14 protein-coding genes are annotated in these 17,913 nt (G+C 44.8%); 12 read left to right on the top strand and 2 right to left on the bottom strand.

Features of this window, described 5'->3' with window-relative positions:
- Positions 1-109 precede the first annotated feature (109 nt).
- The 3 genes from EPL05_RS17985 (at position 110) to EPL05_RS17975 (ending at position 3,536) form a co-directional block, all read left to right on the top strand.
- Complete coding sequence (locus tag EPL05_RS17985) at positions 110-1,705, top strand: PAS domain S-box protein (RefSeq protein ID WP_128535371.1); 1,596 nt, start codon at positions 110-112, stop codon at positions 1,703-1,705.
- An 82-nt stretch (positions 1,706-1,787) separates the two neighbouring features.
- Positions 1,788-2,252 (top strand): hypothetical protein, encoded by a 465-nt coding sequence (locus EPL05_RS17980; RefSeq protein ID WP_128535370.1) that lies wholly within the window; start codon positions 1,788-1,790, stop codon positions 2,250-2,252.
- A gap of 177 nt (positions 2,253-2,429) precedes the next feature.
- Positions 2,430-3,536, top strand: a complete 1,107-nt coding sequence (locus EPL05_RS17975) for an HNH endonuclease (protein WP_166727742.1) — start codon at positions 2,430-2,432, stop codon at positions 3,534-3,536.
- A gap of 140 nt (positions 3,537-3,676) precedes the next feature.
- On the opposite strand, the gene EPL05_RS17970 is transcribed toward EPL05_RS17975, so the two are convergent.
- Positions 3,677-3,856: a hypothetical protein gene (locus EPL05_RS17970; RefSeq protein ID WP_128535368.1), complete on the bottom strand. Its 180-nt coding sequence runs from the start codon at positions 3,854-3,856 to the stop codon at positions 3,677-3,679.
- Between the two features lie 393 nt (positions 3,857-4,249).
- Between EPL05_RS17970 and typA the strand changes: the two genes are divergently transcribed.
- The 3 genes from typA (at position 4,250) to EPL05_RS17955 (ending at position 8,445) form a co-directional block, all read left to right on the top strand.
- Entirely contained in the window at positions 4,250-6,061 is a 1,812-nt protein-coding gene (gene typA / locus EPL05_RS17965; RefSeq protein WP_128535367.1) for a translational GTPase TypA, read from the top strand.
- Between the two features lie 274 nt (positions 6,062-6,335).
- On the top strand, positions 6,336-7,652 hold the full coding sequence (locus tag EPL05_RS17960; protein ID WP_128535366.1) for a flippase: 1,317 nt from the start codon (positions 6,336-6,338) through the stop codon (positions 7,650-7,652).
- Positions 7,653-7,680: 28 nt separating this feature from the next.
- Positions 7,681-8,445: a hypothetical protein gene (locus EPL05_RS17955; protein ID WP_128535365.1), complete on the top strand. Its 765-nt coding sequence runs from the start codon at positions 7,681-7,683 to the stop codon at positions 8,443-8,445.
- Here the strand turns inward: EPL05_RS17955 and EPL05_RS17950 are convergent.
- A complete protein-coding gene (locus EPL05_RS17950; RefSeq protein ID WP_128535364.1) occupies positions 8,442-9,128 on the bottom strand; it encodes an FkbM family methyltransferase in 687 nt (228 codons plus the stop codon). The genes EPL05_RS17955 and EPL05_RS17950 overlap by 4 nt on opposite strands.
- Before the next feature lie 113 nt (positions 9,129-9,241).
- Here EPL05_RS17950 and EPL05_RS24055 point away from each other — a divergent pair, with 113 nt between their 5' ends.
- The 6 genes from EPL05_RS24055 to EPL05_RS17925 all read left to right on the top strand — a co-directional run bounded on the left by EPL05_RS24055 (position 9,242) and on the right by EPL05_RS17925 (position 17,844).
- Positions 9,242-10,909, top strand: a complete 1,668-nt coding sequence (locus EPL05_RS24055) for an autotransporter outer membrane beta-barrel domain-containing protein (RefSeq protein WP_166727741.1) — start codon at positions 9,242-9,244, stop codon at positions 10,907-10,909.
- Between the two features lie 230 nt (positions 10,910-11,139).
- Positions 11,140-13,068, top strand: a complete 1,929-nt coding sequence (locus EPL05_RS17945) for an Ig-like domain-containing protein (protein ID WP_208394780.1) — start codon at positions 11,140-11,142, stop codon at positions 13,066-13,068.
- Positions 13,065-14,063: a PorP/SprF family type IX secretion system membrane protein gene (locus EPL05_RS17940; RefSeq protein ID WP_128535362.1), complete on the top strand. Its 999-nt coding sequence runs from the start codon at positions 13,065-13,067 to the stop codon at positions 14,061-14,063. Before EPL05_RS17945 ends, EPL05_RS17940 begins: the two co-directional genes overlap by 4 nt.
- Positions 14,064-14,074: 11 nt before the next feature.
- Entirely contained in the window at positions 14,075-16,009 is a 1,935-nt protein-coding gene (locus tag EPL05_RS17935; protein WP_128535361.1) for an OmpA family protein, read from the top strand.
- A gap of 60 nt (positions 16,010-16,069) precedes the next feature.
- On the top strand, positions 16,070-16,843 hold the full coding sequence (locus tag EPL05_RS17930) for a class I SAM-dependent methyltransferase (protein ID WP_128535360.1): 774 nt from the start codon (positions 16,070-16,072) through the stop codon (positions 16,841-16,843).
- Positions 16,844-16,995: 152 nt separating this feature from the next.
- The gene (locus EPL05_RS17925) at positions 16,996-17,844 is read left to right on the top strand and encodes a sugar transferase (protein WP_394342738.1); all 849 of its coding nucleotides are present in this window, start codon (positions 16,996-16,998) and stop codon (positions 17,842-17,844) included.
- Positions 17,845-17,913: the final 69 nt, after the last annotated feature.

Raw genomic sequence — 17,913 nt, 5'->3', positions numbered from 1 at the left:
TTTATCCAATTGCCATTTATATTCCCCTCAAAATATAAAGTGCCGGGGATAACTTTTTTGCCGCTAACATTTACGCCAATAACCTGCTCTTATCTTAAATATTTTGTCGATGTATTTACCCTTAAAACTAAAAGCCGTTGCGTATACAGGGTTAATAAGTGTTGTTATTGGCTTTATCGTAATTATTGGGTGGGTGTTTAATATCCTCTCTTTCCAAACTATTATCCCGGCCTACGCGTCCATGAAGTTTAACACGGCGTTGGGTTTTATTTTATTGGGGTGCATCTTGCTTCTTACACAGTTTCGTGTCACCAGGTACTATACGGCGCTTTCTGTTTTTTTGTCAATACTCGTAATGGCTATAGGGCTTATATCGCTGTTGCAAACCTTATTTCATTTTACCCTGGGTATCGATCAGTTTTTTATTACCGATTATCCGTCCATAAACCTCCATCGCCCTAATCCGGGCCGCATGTCGGTAAATACCGCTGCTTGCTTTATTTTGTTGGGGCTGGCCTTTGTGGGCTTTAATTTCAAACACCGTTTTATCCATCTGTTTGCCCAGTACCTGCTCACCTTTGTTACGGCCATTTCTGCCGTTGCGCTAATAGGTTACTTATACGGGTTTTCGTTATTTTATAACGTAAGTTATGCAAGCGCTATGGCCATCCATACGGCTCTTTTATTTTTATTTATATCAATCACCGCCTCTTTATTGCATCCCGGGATTGGCGTAACCGGGCTGTTTACGGGTACACGCGTAGGCAATAAGGCAGCACGGCGGTTATTGTTCCAATTTGTTTTTATAGGCTTGGTGTTTGGGGCGTTTCGGATGGAGTCGCGTCACCTTAAACTATTCTCGTTTAACGGCGGGCTGGCGGTGCTTATAATTTGTTTTTTGTGTGCGGGGTTGGCCCTGGCATGGTATCTGGTAAACTGGCTAAACGCGCTTGACCATAGTCGCCACCAGGCCGAACAAGAGGTAACGCTGATTAACAGGGAGCTTGAAAAAAGGGTTAGGGAACGCTCTGCAAAATTGACTAACCTGTTAGCCAAATTCAGAGAGAGCGAATCAAAGTTCAAGGCCGCTTTTGAGCATTCTGCCATTGGTATGGCGCTGGTATCGTTAAAAGGCAGATGGCTGCAGGTGAACAAAACACTTTGTAATATGGTGGGGTATAAAGAACAGGAACTGCTTTCCATGTCGTTTTTGGATATTACGCACCCCGATGACCATAACGAATATACTACCCTTGCCGATGAAATATTAAAGGAAGAGAACCGCACCGGCAGGATAGAAAGGCGTTATATATGTAAGGATGGTGCGGTTGTGTGGATATCTGTAAACGTAGCAACGGTGACCGATAAGAGGGGTGGACCGATATATTTTGTAAGCCAGTTTGAAGATATAACCGAAAGGAAAAACGCAGAAGTGAGCTTAAAAACAGCTTATTGCGAAATAAAGAAGCACATGCACAATATAGAAAATATTGCCTGGAAACAATCGCACCTTATCCGCAGCCCGCTTGCCAACCTTAAGGGCCTCACCACTATTTTACTGGAAAACCCGGCAGACGGTGAAACTTTGCTTTACATAAAAAATGAGCTGGACAGGCTGGATAAAGTGATCATAGAAATGGCGGAGGATGCCGCCGGCCGCGGTGTTAAAAAAATCATTGCCCGCAACCGGTCCTTTAAGCGATAGGCTGCCCCCCTTACTTCCTGCGTAACGAAAGAAAATCATCGGTTTTAAAATATGTTGGCTTTTCGTTCGTCAGCATAAGAGTATGTACAACCTAATTCTTCCGCTCCATTCTTTAGTTCGCTGGCTGGTATTGCTTAGCCTGCTGATAGCTATTTACCGTGGGTACCAGGGCTGGCTGGGCAAAAAAGCGTATAACAAGTTCGATGACAACCTGAGGCAGACCACCGTTTCCATCATCCACCTGCAATTTATAATAGGCGTGTGGCTCTATGCCATCAGCCCCATTACCAACTGGTTTATTCACCATTTTAGCGAAGGTGTGCGCCTGCGCGAGATCCGTTTCTTTGGGATGGAACATATCACCATGATGTTCATTGCCATAGCGCTTATCACTGTTGGTTCCTCTAAAGCCAAACGGGATATTACGGACCATGATAAATTCCGTACGCAGGCCATCTGGTTTACTATTGGTTTGTTGGTGATATTGAGTTCTATCCCCTGGGCGTTTTCGCCGCTGGTGCATCGGCCTTGGTTGAGGGGGTTTTAATCCCACGTCATGCCGAATTTATTTCGGCACCCCACATGCAAGGCAGCCACCGTGCATCACCACATAGCCCTTATTGAAATAATAGTAAATACAAAATATGAATATATCTTTATGTCGTTTACATATTGCTACATTTACTTATAATATTTTATATTGTTAATGCGGAATGTATATTGTATGAAAGATTTTGCAGTTGAGCAAATATCTTTTTTGGAGAATTATAGTATTCAAAATATCCTAATCAGCAACGATGGCTCTCGACATACGTTAATACCGCAAAGTAAAAGGACTTGTAGGTTTTGTAATAAGAGTAGTCCAGATGTCACATTTAACTGTGTTGCTCATTTAATACCTCATTCTTGGGGGAACAAAAATTTAAAATCAGATTTCGAATGTGATGATTGCAATAATAAATTCTCATTATTTGAATCAGATTTCAGTTCGCTTTTAGGTATTTATAAAACCTTAAATAACATCAATGACCAAAAGAAAACATTCTCTTCCAATACAATAAAAGCGAAAGAGATTGTGTTAAAATCAGGCAAAACTATTACATGGATTATTAATAGAAACCCAAATGAAGAATGTTTCAAGTTGGACGTTGAAAATGGGGTGACGTCAGCAGAATATTACAAATCAGCTTACGCACCCATTAATATTTATAAACTATTCCTAAAAATAGCCTTAAGCTGTTTACCTCGAGAAGATATTGGGATGTATGATAATCTAATCAATATTCTTCACAAAAATGCTAATCAGCAGTTACAAATGTTTGCACGGCAAATTAGTATTTACGAGCTATCTTTTAAAGTTGCGTCGCCAAGGGCTATTGTTTTTAAACGAAATGACACGCTATGCAAAAATTTAATGCACCATATCCAAATTTATTTCGAAGATTTCATTTATAACTTCCCAATCCCGTTAAATATTTTTGATTTTAACCCCCTTTGGCATAACAATAAAGCAATCGAAATAACTTTTTGTCCTCCTCTATTTTTTGATAAGCTCGAAGATTCCGCTCACTGTACGAGAGGATTTATTGATTTATCTCGCATCGATAAAATTAAAGAAAGGGAAAAATTTGCGTTTTCGTCCGAACCCGGCAGCTTTACCAAGCTTTCTTCTTGGGACAAAGTTGTAGGGGTAAAGGACAATGTTAATTTATCAGATGTCCCTATCGATGGTGTTGTTATGACGGAAAGTGGCGTTGAATTTGACGTTGATGATTTAGCAGAAATTCAAAGCATTTTCAAGAAAACAAGAAAAGAAACGGGCACTTTGTAAAACATCTGATAAACACCCTCTATTTCCGCTGCTGCAATTGTCATCGCTTGTGGCCCGCATACAAGGTAGTCACTAAGTAAACCGTGCAGATTGAACTGCGAAGCCGCTATGCAAAGGCACCACGAGGACACTTGCCCCCATCACTGGCGCACGCATGCGCCAGTGATGGTTTGCGGGGTAGGGATTGCAGCGGATACCAGCCCCGCGCCTAAGGCCTGTGCGCGTATGAGCGGAAAGCCCGGGCCGAAGGTACCGCCCTTGGTAGAGAGGCAAGAGTTTTGGAAGCAGAACGCAAGAGAGAAGCAAAGTGCAAATTGCACATCTAAAAAGATTCCTCGTCGCCCCTTCGCGCCATCCCCCACCGGCTCGCTCGGAATGACAGAGTGGGTACTGAGGTAACCTGCATGTTTCAGCTTTGCATATCTTGAACTGCTTGTGAGGTTGCCGCGCTATCGCTCGCAATGACAGGGTGGAGATATAAGTGATTAACTTGCACGGCCGGCTCAGCATATTGAACTGCCTATGAGGTTGCCGCGCTATAGCTCGCAATGAAAGGGTTTGGTAGTTTATTTGATGTTAAATGTTACTGCATAATACGTTAACCCTAAGTAATTCCGCTGTAATTTATTCATGGACTTTAAATTCCCCTTGCAAACGCTTTAAAATACCATATATTAAGCGTACCTTTGCGCCAAATTTAGAGGCCGCATTTTATGCAAAAAATAAGAAATATAGCGATCATCGCACACGTTGACCACGGTAAAACCACATTGGTTGACAAAATTTTACACAGTTGCGCTATCTTCCGTGATGGGCAGGAAACTGGTGAATTAATATTAGATAACAATGACCTGGAACGCGAACGTGGGATCACCATCGTATCGAAAAACGTTTCGGTAATGTATAAAGATGTTAAGATCAACATTATTGATACCCCTGGTCACGCCGATTTTGGCGGTGAGGTTGAGCGTGTATTGAAAATGGCTGATGGTGTGTTATTATTATGCGATGCATTTGAAGGCGCGATGCCTCAAACCCGCTTTGTAACCCAAAAGGCTTTGGCCCTTGGCTTAAAACCTATTGTGGTTGTAAACAAAGTGGATAAAGAGAACTGCCGCCCTGAGGAGGTTTACGAGCAGATCTTCGAACTTTTCTTCAACCTTGAGGCTACCGAAGACCAACTGGATTTCCCGGTTATCTACGGTTCATCTAAACAAGGCTGGATGAGCACCGACTGGAAAAAACCTACCGAAGATATTTTCCCGTTGATGGATTGCATCCTGGCGAATATCCCGCCGGCACCTGTTAACGAAGGTACTTTGCAAATGCAGATCACGTCGTTAGATTACTCCTCTTTCGTTGGTCGTATTGCTGTAGGTCGTGTTGCCCGTGGTACTATTAAAGAAAACATGCCGGTATCGTTGGTTAAACGCGATGGTACTATCCAAAAATCACGTATTAAAGAATTATACACCTTTGAAGGCTTAGGTAAGGTTAAAGCTACCTCTGTTGCCGCTGGTGATATTTGTGCTGTTGTTGGTATTGAAGGTTTTGACATTGGTGATACCATTGCCGATTTTGACAAACCGGAGCAGCTGGCCGTTATTAAAATTGACGAGCCTACCATGAACATGCTGTTCACCATTAACACCTCACCGTTTTTTGGTAAAGAAGGCAAGTTTGTAACATCACGCCACCTGCGCGATCGTTTATACAAAGAGATGGAAAAAAACCTGGCGCTGAAGGTTGTTGAGACCGAATCACCAGATTCTTACCTGGTATACGGCCGTGGTATTCTCCATTTATCGGTATTGATCGAGACCATGCGTCGCGAAGGGTACGAATTGCAGGTTGGCCAGCCGCAGGTTATCATCAAAGAAATTGATGGTGTTAAATGCGAGCCGGTTGAAACCCTGATTGTTGATGTACCGGGCGAAGTTGCAGGTAAAGTAATTGAGCTGGTTACACAGCGCAAAGGCGACCTGTTGGTAATGGAGCCTAAAGGCGATCTGCAGCACTTAGAGTTTGATATCCCTGCACGTGGCATCATCGGCTTACGTAACAACGTATTAACTGCAACCGGTGGCGAGGCTATTATGGCTCACCGCTTTAAAGCATACGAGCCTTGGAAAGGCCAGATCCCTGGTCGTTTAAATGGTGTATTGGTATCTATGGATACCGGTAAAACCACTGCTTTCGCTATTGATAAGTTACAGGATCGTGGCAGGTTCCACATTGACCCGGGAACTGATGTTTACGAAGGACAGGTTTTAGGCGAGCACATCCGCGATAACGATTTGGTTATCAACTTAACCAAGGGCAAGCAGTTAACCAACATGCGTGCATCTGGTAGCGATACCAATGTGCGTATTGCACCTGCTATTAAATTCTCTCTGGAGGAGTCGATGGAGTACATCCAGGCCGACGAATACATCGAGGTAACTCCTCAGAGTATCCGTATGCGTAAGATCTACCTAAACGAAAACGAAAGAAGGATCAACGCTAAAAAGTTCCAGGCTCAATAATATTGAGAATGGTGAGTAGAGAGTAGTTCTCACTCCGATATAAGGAAAGGCTGTCATTTATTTGACGGCCTTTTTTTGTTTAGCGAGGTTTGATTTGTCCGCTTGTTGCCCGTTTTGTCCCGCTCTGGTTTACGGAAGGACGACAGGGTTAGCTATTATGCGTCGAATCCCCGATCTATGCATTCAGGTTCTTGATTCTTATCTCTTGGTTCTTGTCTCTTGGTTCTTGATTCTATCCCCGCAATCAACTAAAATAATATATTTGCAGCACACTATGCGTATACCCGCCATTAAAGGATTCGACCAGCAGGCACTTGAAAAGTATTTTAAAAATACGGGGATGCTTTTTGTGGGGCGTGTAGGTGGCCTGCTCATCAACATGGTTGTTGGCATATTAGTGGCGCGTTACCTTGGTAGGGCGTTAAACGGCATCTTTAGCGGCGGCACCATCTACATCTATTTTTTCTCGGCAATTGCTACCTTAGGGCTCGATCAGTTCATCGTAAAAGAACTTCATCAATACCCCAACAACCGCGATCAGATCCTCGGCACCTCTTTCTGGCTTAAAATAATGGCTGGCGTTTGCTGCGTACCATTAATATGGCTTGCTTACCAGCTTTATCCTGCCAGGGGCACACCGTATTATTTTGTGTTGATACTTTCTTCCATTGGTGTATTGCAAGCGCTAAACGTTATCGATTCGTACTTCCAAAGTGAGGTACAGTCCAAATACATTATGCAGGTGCAGGTAACGGGCAAACTAATATCGGCAGGTATTAAACTTTGGCTTATCTGGGCAAAAATGCCGCTGGTATTTTTTGTTTATGCCTACGCTTTCGATTTCCTGTTGCTCTCCATAGGGTATTTTTTTACCTACCAGCGTAAAGGGCGCAATATTTTTAACTGGACGTACAACAGCGCGCTTGCTAAAAAAATGCTGCTGCTATCGTGGCCGTTGATCATCTCGGGCGTTATGGTTGCGCTCTACATGAAAATAGATGCCATTATGATCCAAAACATAAGTGGTGTAAAAGAAGCTGGCGCTTACGCTACCGTGGCGCAATTTAGCGAGGCCTGGAATTTTCTGCCCTCGGTTATTGTTACTTCGCTTTTCCCGGCCATTTTAAATGCCCGGCGCGATGACCCGGAGCGCTACCATAAACGGTTACAAAACCTGTACGACCTCATGGTTTACCTCAGTGTGCCGGTAGCCCTTGTAATTACCTTCGCTTCGCCGTTGATATATAAAATACTTACGCCCGAGTATGCTTACGCGGCGCCAACGCTATCAGTACATATATGGTCGGGAATATTTGTGTTTTTGGGGGCAGCCAACGGCCAGTACCTGGTTGCCGAAAACTTTGTGAAGCTCACCTTTATCCGTTCTGCTTTCGGGGCTATAGTAAATATTGTACTTAATTTATTGTTGATACCGCGTATGGGCATGATGGGGGCCGCTATTGGTACTCTAATTGGTTATGCGTGTTCAACCTTCTTTATACTGCTCATTCCCAGGACGAGGCCGCAAGGTATCATGATGCTGAGGTCACTTTTATTTTTTTCATTAAAGAATAATTTTTTAAAGAAATAGCTTATATTTGAGTGACTAAACCTTCACAATGAGGAAATTATTTACTTTTTTTACAATAGTTATTGGCGCTGCAACTGTTTTCAGTTCTTGTATTAAGGAGCCCACCGCTATAGACGACCTTAAAAAATCGTGCCTTTACGATGATAAGGTAGATTATTTTAACAAATGGGCCAATACCTTCACCGAAATTGACACCTACAATGCTGCCGGCGTAGTTGAAAGCCGGGTATTTATCCACCCTATAGGATACTTCCAATTAAACAGTAATGCTACTTATAATGTATTAAGCGATAATGTGCCGTTGAGCGGTAAATGGGATATTACCGATAGCTGCCAGCTGGTATTGGACCCGGGAATTACCCTCGAACGAAAGTTTGAAGTAGTAAAGCTTACCAACGACTCGTTAACCCTGCGCCGTAAAGACGGCAACAAGCTTTATACGCAGCATTACGCGCCCTATAAATGCCCTACACTGGCGCAATTGCAAAAACGCTGGGATAATACCTATACCACTATAGAAAACTACACCCCAACGGGCATAATAGGCCGTTATGACATATTCCCTAATGGCTTTTTTCAGCTCAATGCCGATGCCTCCTACTACAGGGTAAGCGATGGCGTGCCGTTGGATGGTACATGGAGCATTACCGATGGATGCCAGCTGCTGCTGGATAAAGGCACATCCTTAGAGCGGAGTTTTCAGGTTCAGAAGGTTACGGCCGATTCGCTTACTATATGGAGGAAAGACCAGCCTACGCAAACCAACTACCTGCAAAACTACGTTAAGCACTAAGCAGTATATTTAAAAAAGAGGGTGCGCAACGTTTTGGCAACTAACTGGTACCCACGTTCATGTAAATAGGCGTAAACTTCGGAGGTGGTTAGGTTTTCAAAATCTATACGGTCTTCAACCAGGATGTACAATGGTTTGTACTTTGCCCAGTTGTTTGATTGCAGCACTTGCAGGTCCAGGCCTTCTACGTCAATAGTTAAAAAATCTATTTGCTGACTGGGTGGCAAATATTTATCCAGCACTTCAGATAGTGGCCAGGTCTCTATCTCTACTTCGCTGGTAATGTGGTATTTTGTTGATGTCGAATCGCGTTCCTGTGAGATCTCTTTAGAAAAACCGTTGAGGGCGGGCTCATTGAAACAATAAAAGGTTAACTTATCCCTTACGGCGCTAATGCCGATATTTAAGTTAACGTCGTTCTTTCTGAAAATGTTGAATGCTTTTATAGCGCCGGGGGTAGGCTCGATATTGATACCGCGCCAGCCATTTTTATAAAAATGCTGCGTGTTAGAAAAGCGGTATGGGTGATGGGCGCCAACGTCCACAAAAAAGCCTTTGTAGTTTTTTTTACCTTCATAAAAAGAGCGGAGCACCATGTCTTCCCCTTCTTGCGAGTAAGAGTTTAGCGCCTTAAAATAGTGTATGGGCAAATATTTTAAAATAGCTTTTTTTAAATCAAACATAAGGGCAAATAAACGATAATCTTTACACACTTAAAAATGAAAAAGCCCCGGTGTTTGCCTGTCGTCAGGCGGTAGTGGGGATATTAAATATTACATTCGGTACAAATTAATACATGATAAAAACTTTACTACGCTTATTCTTAGTATTCCTGTTACTGTCTCCGCTCACAGGGTATTGCCAATTGCCGTTCCCAAAATGGGTGAATGATATAGGCGGCACAGGTGATAGTAAGCCAACTGGGATGGTTAGCGACAACCTGAACAACATATACGTTGCGGGCTATTTTAGCGGAACCGTAGATTTCGACCCCTCTGCCGGGGTAAAAAATTTAACATCGGCGGGCGGCTATGATATTTATGTGGCCAAGTACGATGCCAATGGTGCCATTGTTTGGGCGGTATCAATGGGTGGGAACGACCTTGACCAGGTTAACGCCATGGGGATAGATGCCAATGGGAATCCAACCATTACCGGCCAGTTCAGGTCATCTGACCTTAACGCAGGCGGCACAATACTGCAAAGCACAGGGGACGAGGATATATTTGCCATCCACCTGAACACCAATGGCAATGTATTGTGGGCCAGAACCATAGGCGGCTCTGGCACCGACAGGGGCGAGCAGGTTACCAGCGATGCCGTAGGGAACGTGATCGTTACATCCATATTTCAGCAAACCATTACCATTGGCGGCCACTCCGAATCTGCCTCCAGCGGGTTTAACGCCCTGATAGTTAAATATAACGCTGCGGGAAATTTCGTATGGGATATAAATCTGGGTGGCACTGGTGGCGATACCCAGGTATTTGGCAATGGTATAGATAGCCAAAACAACGTCATTGTTTCAGGTTCGTATTCGGGCACGGTAGATTTCGACCCGCTGGGCACGCATCAAAGTTTCGGAGGAGGCTTCAACACCCCCTTTCTGGCTAAATACACACCGGCCGGTAAATTGGTATGGGCTAAGTTTGCAAGCGGTAATTTCACAAACAACGGCTCCGAGCTCAGCATTGATGTAAATGACGACATCTACTTAACCGGCTCCTTTAGTTCATCCCTTACCTTCACCGGCACAGGTATCACTTTAAACGCAACAGGTAATAAGGATAGTTTCCTCGCCAAATATTCATCCGCAGGAAGCCTTGTTTTTGCAAAAGATATTGGCGGCAGCGGCGCGGGAGCATTCAATTACATGATACGTAACGATAAGAGCAAAAACGTTTACATCACAGGGTATTTTACCGGCACTATTGATTTCGACCCTTCTGCCGCTGTGGCAAATGTATCGTACCATGGCCAGCGCGATCTTTACGTGGCTAAGTACGATGTTAACGGTAATTACCAATGGGCCTTTAGTGCCGGCAGCCCCAATTGCGATCTTACCCTGGGTATTGAAATGGCAATCATCAATGTAGATGATGTTGTATTAGGCGGCTCTTTTTGCTCTACGGTAAATTTCGATCCCTCAACCTGTACCATAACCAACCGTACCGCGCAAAATTTCATTTCGGATAGCTTTGTTGCACGCTACTTGCAAACCAGCGGCACCACTGGGCAAATAACCAGCTTTACGCTTCCGCAGCAAATTGCACCGGCCCTTATAGATCAGGCTAATTTAACCGTCACCCTGGTAGTGCCAGTCAATACCAACGTTACTGCCTTATTGCCAACTATAACCGTAAGCAGCGGTACGCTTTCGCCATTATCGGGCACGGGCCAAATTTCTCCAGCCCGGTATCATACACCCTTAGCGGCGGCTGTACCCCAAAAGTTTATAAGGTAACGGTACAGGTTGCCAAAGCAGTTACTACCTGCGTTGGCACGGCAAACACAATAACAGGCGATACACCTGCCCCCGCAGGCACTTACGCATGGCAGGTTCTGCAGGGCAATAACTGGGTAAACGCGCCGGGTACCATCAACACTGCCAACTATCAAACCTCGGCGCTTGGTAATAATACCACTGTAGATATAATTTACACGCTACGCCGCCAAACTATCGGCGCGGGCGGCGTGCTCACTTACGATTCGTTTTACCAGGTTACTGTGCAACCCATAGTAGCTATAGCTAACAATACGGCTACAGCACCCGCTGTAAGCGCCTTTTGCGCTACCGGCGATCCTGCCATCATCACCGCTTCTGCGCCAACGGGTGGTAACAGCGTTTTCACTTACCAGTGGCAAAACTCTGCAGATAACTTAACCTTCGCCAATATCACCGGTGCCACAGCTAAGGATTACGACCCTGCTGTACTAACAGCTACCACATATTACCAGCGCATCGTATCATCGGGCACCTGTAACACGCCTACCAAAAGCACCGTTGTTAAAATAACAGTGATCCCTGCTATTGATAACAATACCATAACAGCACCTGCTGTAACAACATTTTGCAGCACCGGCGATGCTTCCGCTATCACCGGCAGCACCCCAACCGGTGGCGATGGCACTTACCAGTACCAGTGGCAAAGCTCTGTTGATAATGTAAACTTCAACGCCATCCCCGCCACAGCCATAAAAGATTACAACCCTGCGGCAACAAGCGTTACCACCTACTATCGCCGCCAGGTAACATCGGGCGCTTGTAATTTGCCCGTGTTCAGCAACACGGTTACCATTACTATTTTGCCGCAGCCGGCTAACGTGATTTTAACACCAGTGGCAGCCGTATGCACGGGCAGCAGGGCAGTAATTTCGGTAAGTTCACCAAATGCAAGCCTCACTTACCTGTGGTATAGCTCCCCGGCAAAAACTTCGGTGCTTTTTACCGGGCCAACCTACACCACCGATCCGTTGAACGCGAGCCAACCTTTTTATGTTGAAACATCAAACGGTATCTGCACAAGCGCCATTTTAACCAGCATCACGGTAACGGTTACACCCGCGCCTGTAGCACCTACCTTGGTTACCAACCCGTTATTCGTATGTAGCGGCACGCCTGCTACTTTAGATGTGGCGAGTCCACAGGCCGCGTTAACTTATAAATGGTATAGCGCGGCGGCAGGCGGCACACCGGTATTTACCGGCCCGCAATTTGTAACAGCGCCGTTGACAGGCAATACCATTTATTATGTCGATGCTACTAATACTACAGGCTGCATATCGCCTCGTACAGCCGTCAACGTAACAATCAACGCCGCGCCTTCAATTGCCACCCAGGGTGCTACGGTTTGCGCCGGTTCCGGCACTACACTTACAGCCACCAGTACCGATAACAATGTTACCATAAATTGGTACGCCAACGCTACAGGGGGAAACAGCATTTTCACGGGCGCTTCTTTTCCAACCCCTGCGGTTAATGCGGCTACCACTTACTATGCCGGGGCTACAAATAATTTAAGCGGTTGTGTTTCGCCGAGCCGCGCGGCAGCCGCCATACAACTCGCACAACCGCTACCGGCTCCCGTGGTAACCGCTGGCGATGTAACTGCAACAAGTGTATCCTTCAGGTGGGAGCCTGTACCAAATGCAACGGGTTACCAGCAAAGTCTTGATAACGGCTTAACATTTACAAACGTAGCAACAGGCAATGCCGGGGTAACTACCAGCGTACAAGGGCTTACTGCCGGGCAAACGGTTACGGTTATTATACGCGCAACCGGGCCCTTAAACTGCCAGGTAAGCAACAACTCTAACGCTGTTACCTTAACCGCGACAGATCCTCTTGCCAACCAGCTATACGTCGCCAACGCGTTTACGCCTAATGGCGATGGCAAAAATGATATTGTTTATGTGCATAGCGAAAACATCAACACCCTTAAGTTTTCTGTATATGACCAATGGGGCGAGATGCTGTTTTCATCCATAAGCGTTCAAAATGGCTGGGACGGCACCTACAAAGGCAAGGTACAACCTGCGGGCGTGTATGTATACTACGTACAGGCAACTATGAAAGATGGCAAAGCATTGAATAAAAAAGGAACCATTACGCTAATCAGGTGAAAAAACTAATTATACTCATCACATTTCTGCTCCAGCTGGGGGCTATCAGCAGGTTACAGGCCCAGGTAGATCCTCACTTTTCGCAATATTATGCCTACCCGCTTTGGCTCAACCCGGCGTTAACAGGCGTTATTGATGGCCAAACCCGCGTTAACGCTAACTTTAAAGAGCAATGGAGCGGGCTGCCAAAAGGCTATAAAACCGGCGGACTATCATTAGATACCCGTGCAAATAATAAAGTGGGGTTAGGTTTCAACATCATTAACCAGGCTGCCGGCACAGCCGGGTATAATTATTTTGCGGCTTACGGCTCATTTGGCTACGGTATCGCTATATCTGATGATGGGACCCAAAAGCTTCATTTTGGCGTACAGGCAGGCGTAATTAACCGCAGTTTCGACCCAAGCAAACTACAGCTGGATAACCAATATACGCAGGGCGGCGGCTTCGACCCTAATTTGCCCAGCTTTGAAAACTTTACAAGCACAAGCGCCACCGTTTTTGATGCAAGCGCAGGTATCTTTTATTTCGATGGCGACCCAATGCATACGGCAAATGTATTTGCCGGCGTCAGTCTTGCACATTTAACAGCGCCTAACGACCCATTTGCTGCCGGGGGGGTAAACAGCAAGCTTCCTTACCGTTTAAATGTACACGGGGGTATTAAAATAAAAGCGGCTGATGGTTTTGATATTACGCCACACGCTGTTTACATCAGCCAGCAAAAAAACAACATCAAGGCTATAGGGCTATATTCCGAATTAAAACTCAACGACGATAACGGGCTGATATTAGGCGGTATGTACCGCCTTGGCGATGCTGCCGTTGCCAGCGCCGGCTATCATGTAAAAAGCCTGGTTATTGGCACGAGCTACGATTTTAATGTTTCTTCACTAAGGACTGCAACAAATGGCGTGGGCGGCTTCGAGCTCTCTATTAGCTACGTGTTCCGTAAACATACTACAGGCCCTGCAGAGGTTTGCCCGAGGATCTAACGCAAAAAAATATGAGATCAATAATTTTATTCCTTTTTGCTTCTTTCATTTTTACAGGTGCATTTGCGCAGTACAGGGAAATTAAAAAACTGGCCGATAGGCGTTTCGATGAAGGAAAATACTTTGAGGCCGCATTTAATTATGAGCAGCTTACCGATAGCAGTAAAAGCGCTAACATAAACGTCCCCACTTATGTGGGGCGCAGCGAAAGCAAGAAGAAATTGCTTGAAGAACGCCCCTACATTTATTACCGGCTTGCGGAGTCGTATCGCCTTTATCAAAACTATCACAGCGCCGAAAGCTGGTACGCTAAAATAATTGAGAATAATTATGATGTGAATTACCCGCTAACGCGCTTATGGTATGCCGTGTGCTTGAGGGCAAATGAAAACTTTGATGCATCTGTAGCGCAGTTACACCTTTTTAAAACAGGTTTTAAAGGCGATGCTCAATTTAAGGCTTTGGCAGAGCGAGAACTGGCTACCAGCATCCTGGCAAAACAACAATATACATCGCATTCGCTCACCACCATTAGCAAAGTAAATGCGCCATGGAACAACGAGGGCGGAAACTACGCAATGATAAAAAATAATGCTGCGGTGTGGTTAACCTCAACAAAATACAGCCCGACCGCCAAAAAATACCTGAGCAACATTTACAAAACAGAGGCCGGCAATATTGGCACCGAAGGTTTTGTAAAAAAAGATGGCAGCAATACAGAATACGGAACCCCTTCGCTTACCAAAGCCGGCAACCGTATGTATCTAACCGGCTGGCATAAAAACGGGAGCAAAGTTAGCCTGGCCATATATTATAGCGAAAATGTAAACAACACCTGGTCCCCCTTAAAACAGCTTAATAAAAACGTAAATACCGATAGTTATAACGCATTGCAGCCACGAGTAACTGAGGACGGCAACCGCCTCTTTTACGCGTCAAACAAACCCGGCGGGCAGGGCGGACTTGATATTTGGATGAGTAATCTGGATAGCAATGGCGACGCGGTAAATTCGGTTAATTTGGGCAGCGGGGTAAATTCTGCTGATGATGAAGAAACACCTTTTTTTGATACCGCTAAAAACCGGTTGGTTTATAGCTCAAAAGGATTTGCAGGCTTAGGCGGGTTCGATCTTTTTGAGAGTTACAACGAAAACAACCAGTGGCTGGCACCAAAAAACCTGGGATATCCTGCAAATTCTTCCAAAGACGATCTCTATTATTTCCAGGATCCTAACAACGACCTCAAGGCGTACATAAGTTCCGACAGACAATCTGATTGCTGTTTGGCTGTGTTTGAATTAAATGAGAAGTCAATTTATATTCGCGGCAGCATAACGTCCTGCGACTCTGGCAAGGTATTGCAAGGGGTTAAGATCACATTGATAAATGTTGAATCGAAACAGTTAGTAAGCGTGACCCAACAGAACGCAAACGGCACTTACGCTTTAAAAACCGACAACCGTTATAATTATCAGCTTAAAGTTGAAAAAGACGGCTATTTCACCAAAACCATCCCGGTGATGCTCAAATTAAGTACCGATACTTTATACAGCCCGCAAATTTGCTTGCAGAGATTTATTGTAAAAAAACCAATTACACTAAGCAACATTTTGTATGACTATAACAAAGCCGACCTGCGCGCAGAATCCAAAACTGCGCTGGATGGCCTCATAGATATTTTAAAAGATAACCCTACGCTTAAAGTTGAATTAGCGGCACATACCGATTCGGTGGGGACGGTTTCTGCTAATTTATCGCTTTCACAGCAGCGCGCGCAGGCATGTGTGGACTACATTACAGCCAACGGGATAGATAAAAACCGTATATACGCTAAAGGATATGGGGAAAGCAGCCCTATCGCGCCAAACTCGCTTGCCAACGGTACCGATAACCCTGCCGGCCGCCAACTGAACAGGCGAACGGAATTCACTATTTTAGGTAAATAAAAATATTTTAAACGTTTGTGCAATACGCTAACTTTACACGCTTAGGATATATTTATATTGATGCAACAATCTGCCATTAGCGGCAACGTAAAAACCGCGTACGACGAATTTTATCAAAAACACGATGAGGCCTGGCGTATGTTGGGCGCTAAATATAAAGCACAGCATATTGTTGATGTTTGCGCCGGCAAAAGCTTTGCCAAAGTACTTGAAGTTGGCGCGGGCGACGGCAGTATATTGAAATACCTGTCAGACCAAAACTTTGCGCCTGAGTATCACGCGGTGGAAATATCGGCGAGTGGTGTTGACCATATCCGGGCGGCCAATATAAAAGGTTTAAAATCGGTACTGGAATTTGACGGTTATAAGTTGCCGTTCGGGGATAATAGCTTCGATCTTATTATTCTTTCGCACGTGTTGGAGCATGTAGAGCACGAGCGCATTTTATTGCGCGAGATGAAACGCGTAGCCCGCCAGTTTGTTATAGAAGTTCCTCTTGACTATAAGGCCGGGGTAGATAAAAATATTAAACACTTTTTGGCTTACGGCCATATAAACGTATACACGCCTACCAGCCTGCGCTATTTGCTCATGACCGAGGGTTACGAGGTAGAGAAGGATCTTACATCGATGATTGAGCCAGAGGTAACTCAATTCAACACCTATATCAATCAAAAGAAACCGAAGAGCTTGCTTACCGATATAAAAATAGCGGCAGAATACACCATAAAAAGCAGCATGGCCAAATTAAGCGGCGGGAAACTGAACGAACGTTTTGCGAATGCCTACACCGTACTTTGCAAAAAAACCCATAAACAGGCCGATATTTTTTAATAAAAATACGAATTTCACGAATGAAGGCTTTTGCTACCGGTGAAAAAAACTCACTAACTCACTAATTCACTCAATCAAAGTTGTCCTCCCCTGCCCCAATAGCACTATTTGTTTATAACCGGCCCGACCATACGCGCCGTACCATAAGCTATTTGCAAAAAAATTTACTGGCAGAGGAGTCGCGTTTGTTTATTTTTTGTGATGGTGCCAAAACAGAGGCAGATAAAACCAATGTAGACGAAGTGCGGCAGCTGGCCAGGCAAACAACGGGCTTTAAAGCGGTAAAAGTTATCGAACGTAAACAAAACCTTGGGCTTGCAGATTCCATCATTGCCGGGGTAACGCAACTGGCTGCCGAGTATGGTAAGGTGATTGTGTTTGAGGACGACCTGCTCTCTTCCCCACATACCCTACAGTATTTTAACGACGGATTGCTGCGCTATGCCAAAAATGAGCAAGTGATGCACCTGAGCGCCTACATGTTTGATCTGAAGGATAAAAACCTGCCCGAAACGTTCTTTTTCCGCGCGGCATTCAGCTGGGGCTGGGCAACCTGGGCACGCGCCTGGAACCACTTTGAACCCGATGCAGATAAATTGATAGCGCAATTTGATAAGGAGAAGATAGATAACTTCTCCATCAATCACAGCATGAATTTTTGGAAACAGATACTGGATTTTAAGGCAGGGCGCAACAACTCCTGGGCCATCCGGTGGTATGCTTCTGTTTTTTTAAACAATGGCTTAACCCTAAACCCGCTGCATTCGCTGGTGCATAACATCGGGCACGATGGAAGCGGAACGCACTCTAATATAGAAAATACCTACCGGGTGCAAATAGCGCAAAAACGGGTCACATATTTCCCCGATGTTATCAAAGAAGATAAAAAAGCCTATGAAGCCATTAAGTATTTTCTTAAAAACCGGAAAGGGAGCTTGTTTAACCGCGGATTACAATTTCTTAAACAACTGAAAGGCAAATACCTACGCAAAAACAGTTGATCTTTACAATATGTTAATAGATATGGTGCTTGTTAATAAATATTTTTCAAAAAAATTAGTCTGCTAAAT

Source organism: Mucilaginibacter gilvus (genome assembly GCF_004054195.1).
GTDB lineage: Bacteria > Bacteroidota > Bacteroidia > Sphingobacteriales > Sphingobacteriaceae > Mucilaginibacter > Mucilaginibacter gilvus.
This window is presented reverse-complemented; position numbering and strand designations above follow the sequence as displayed.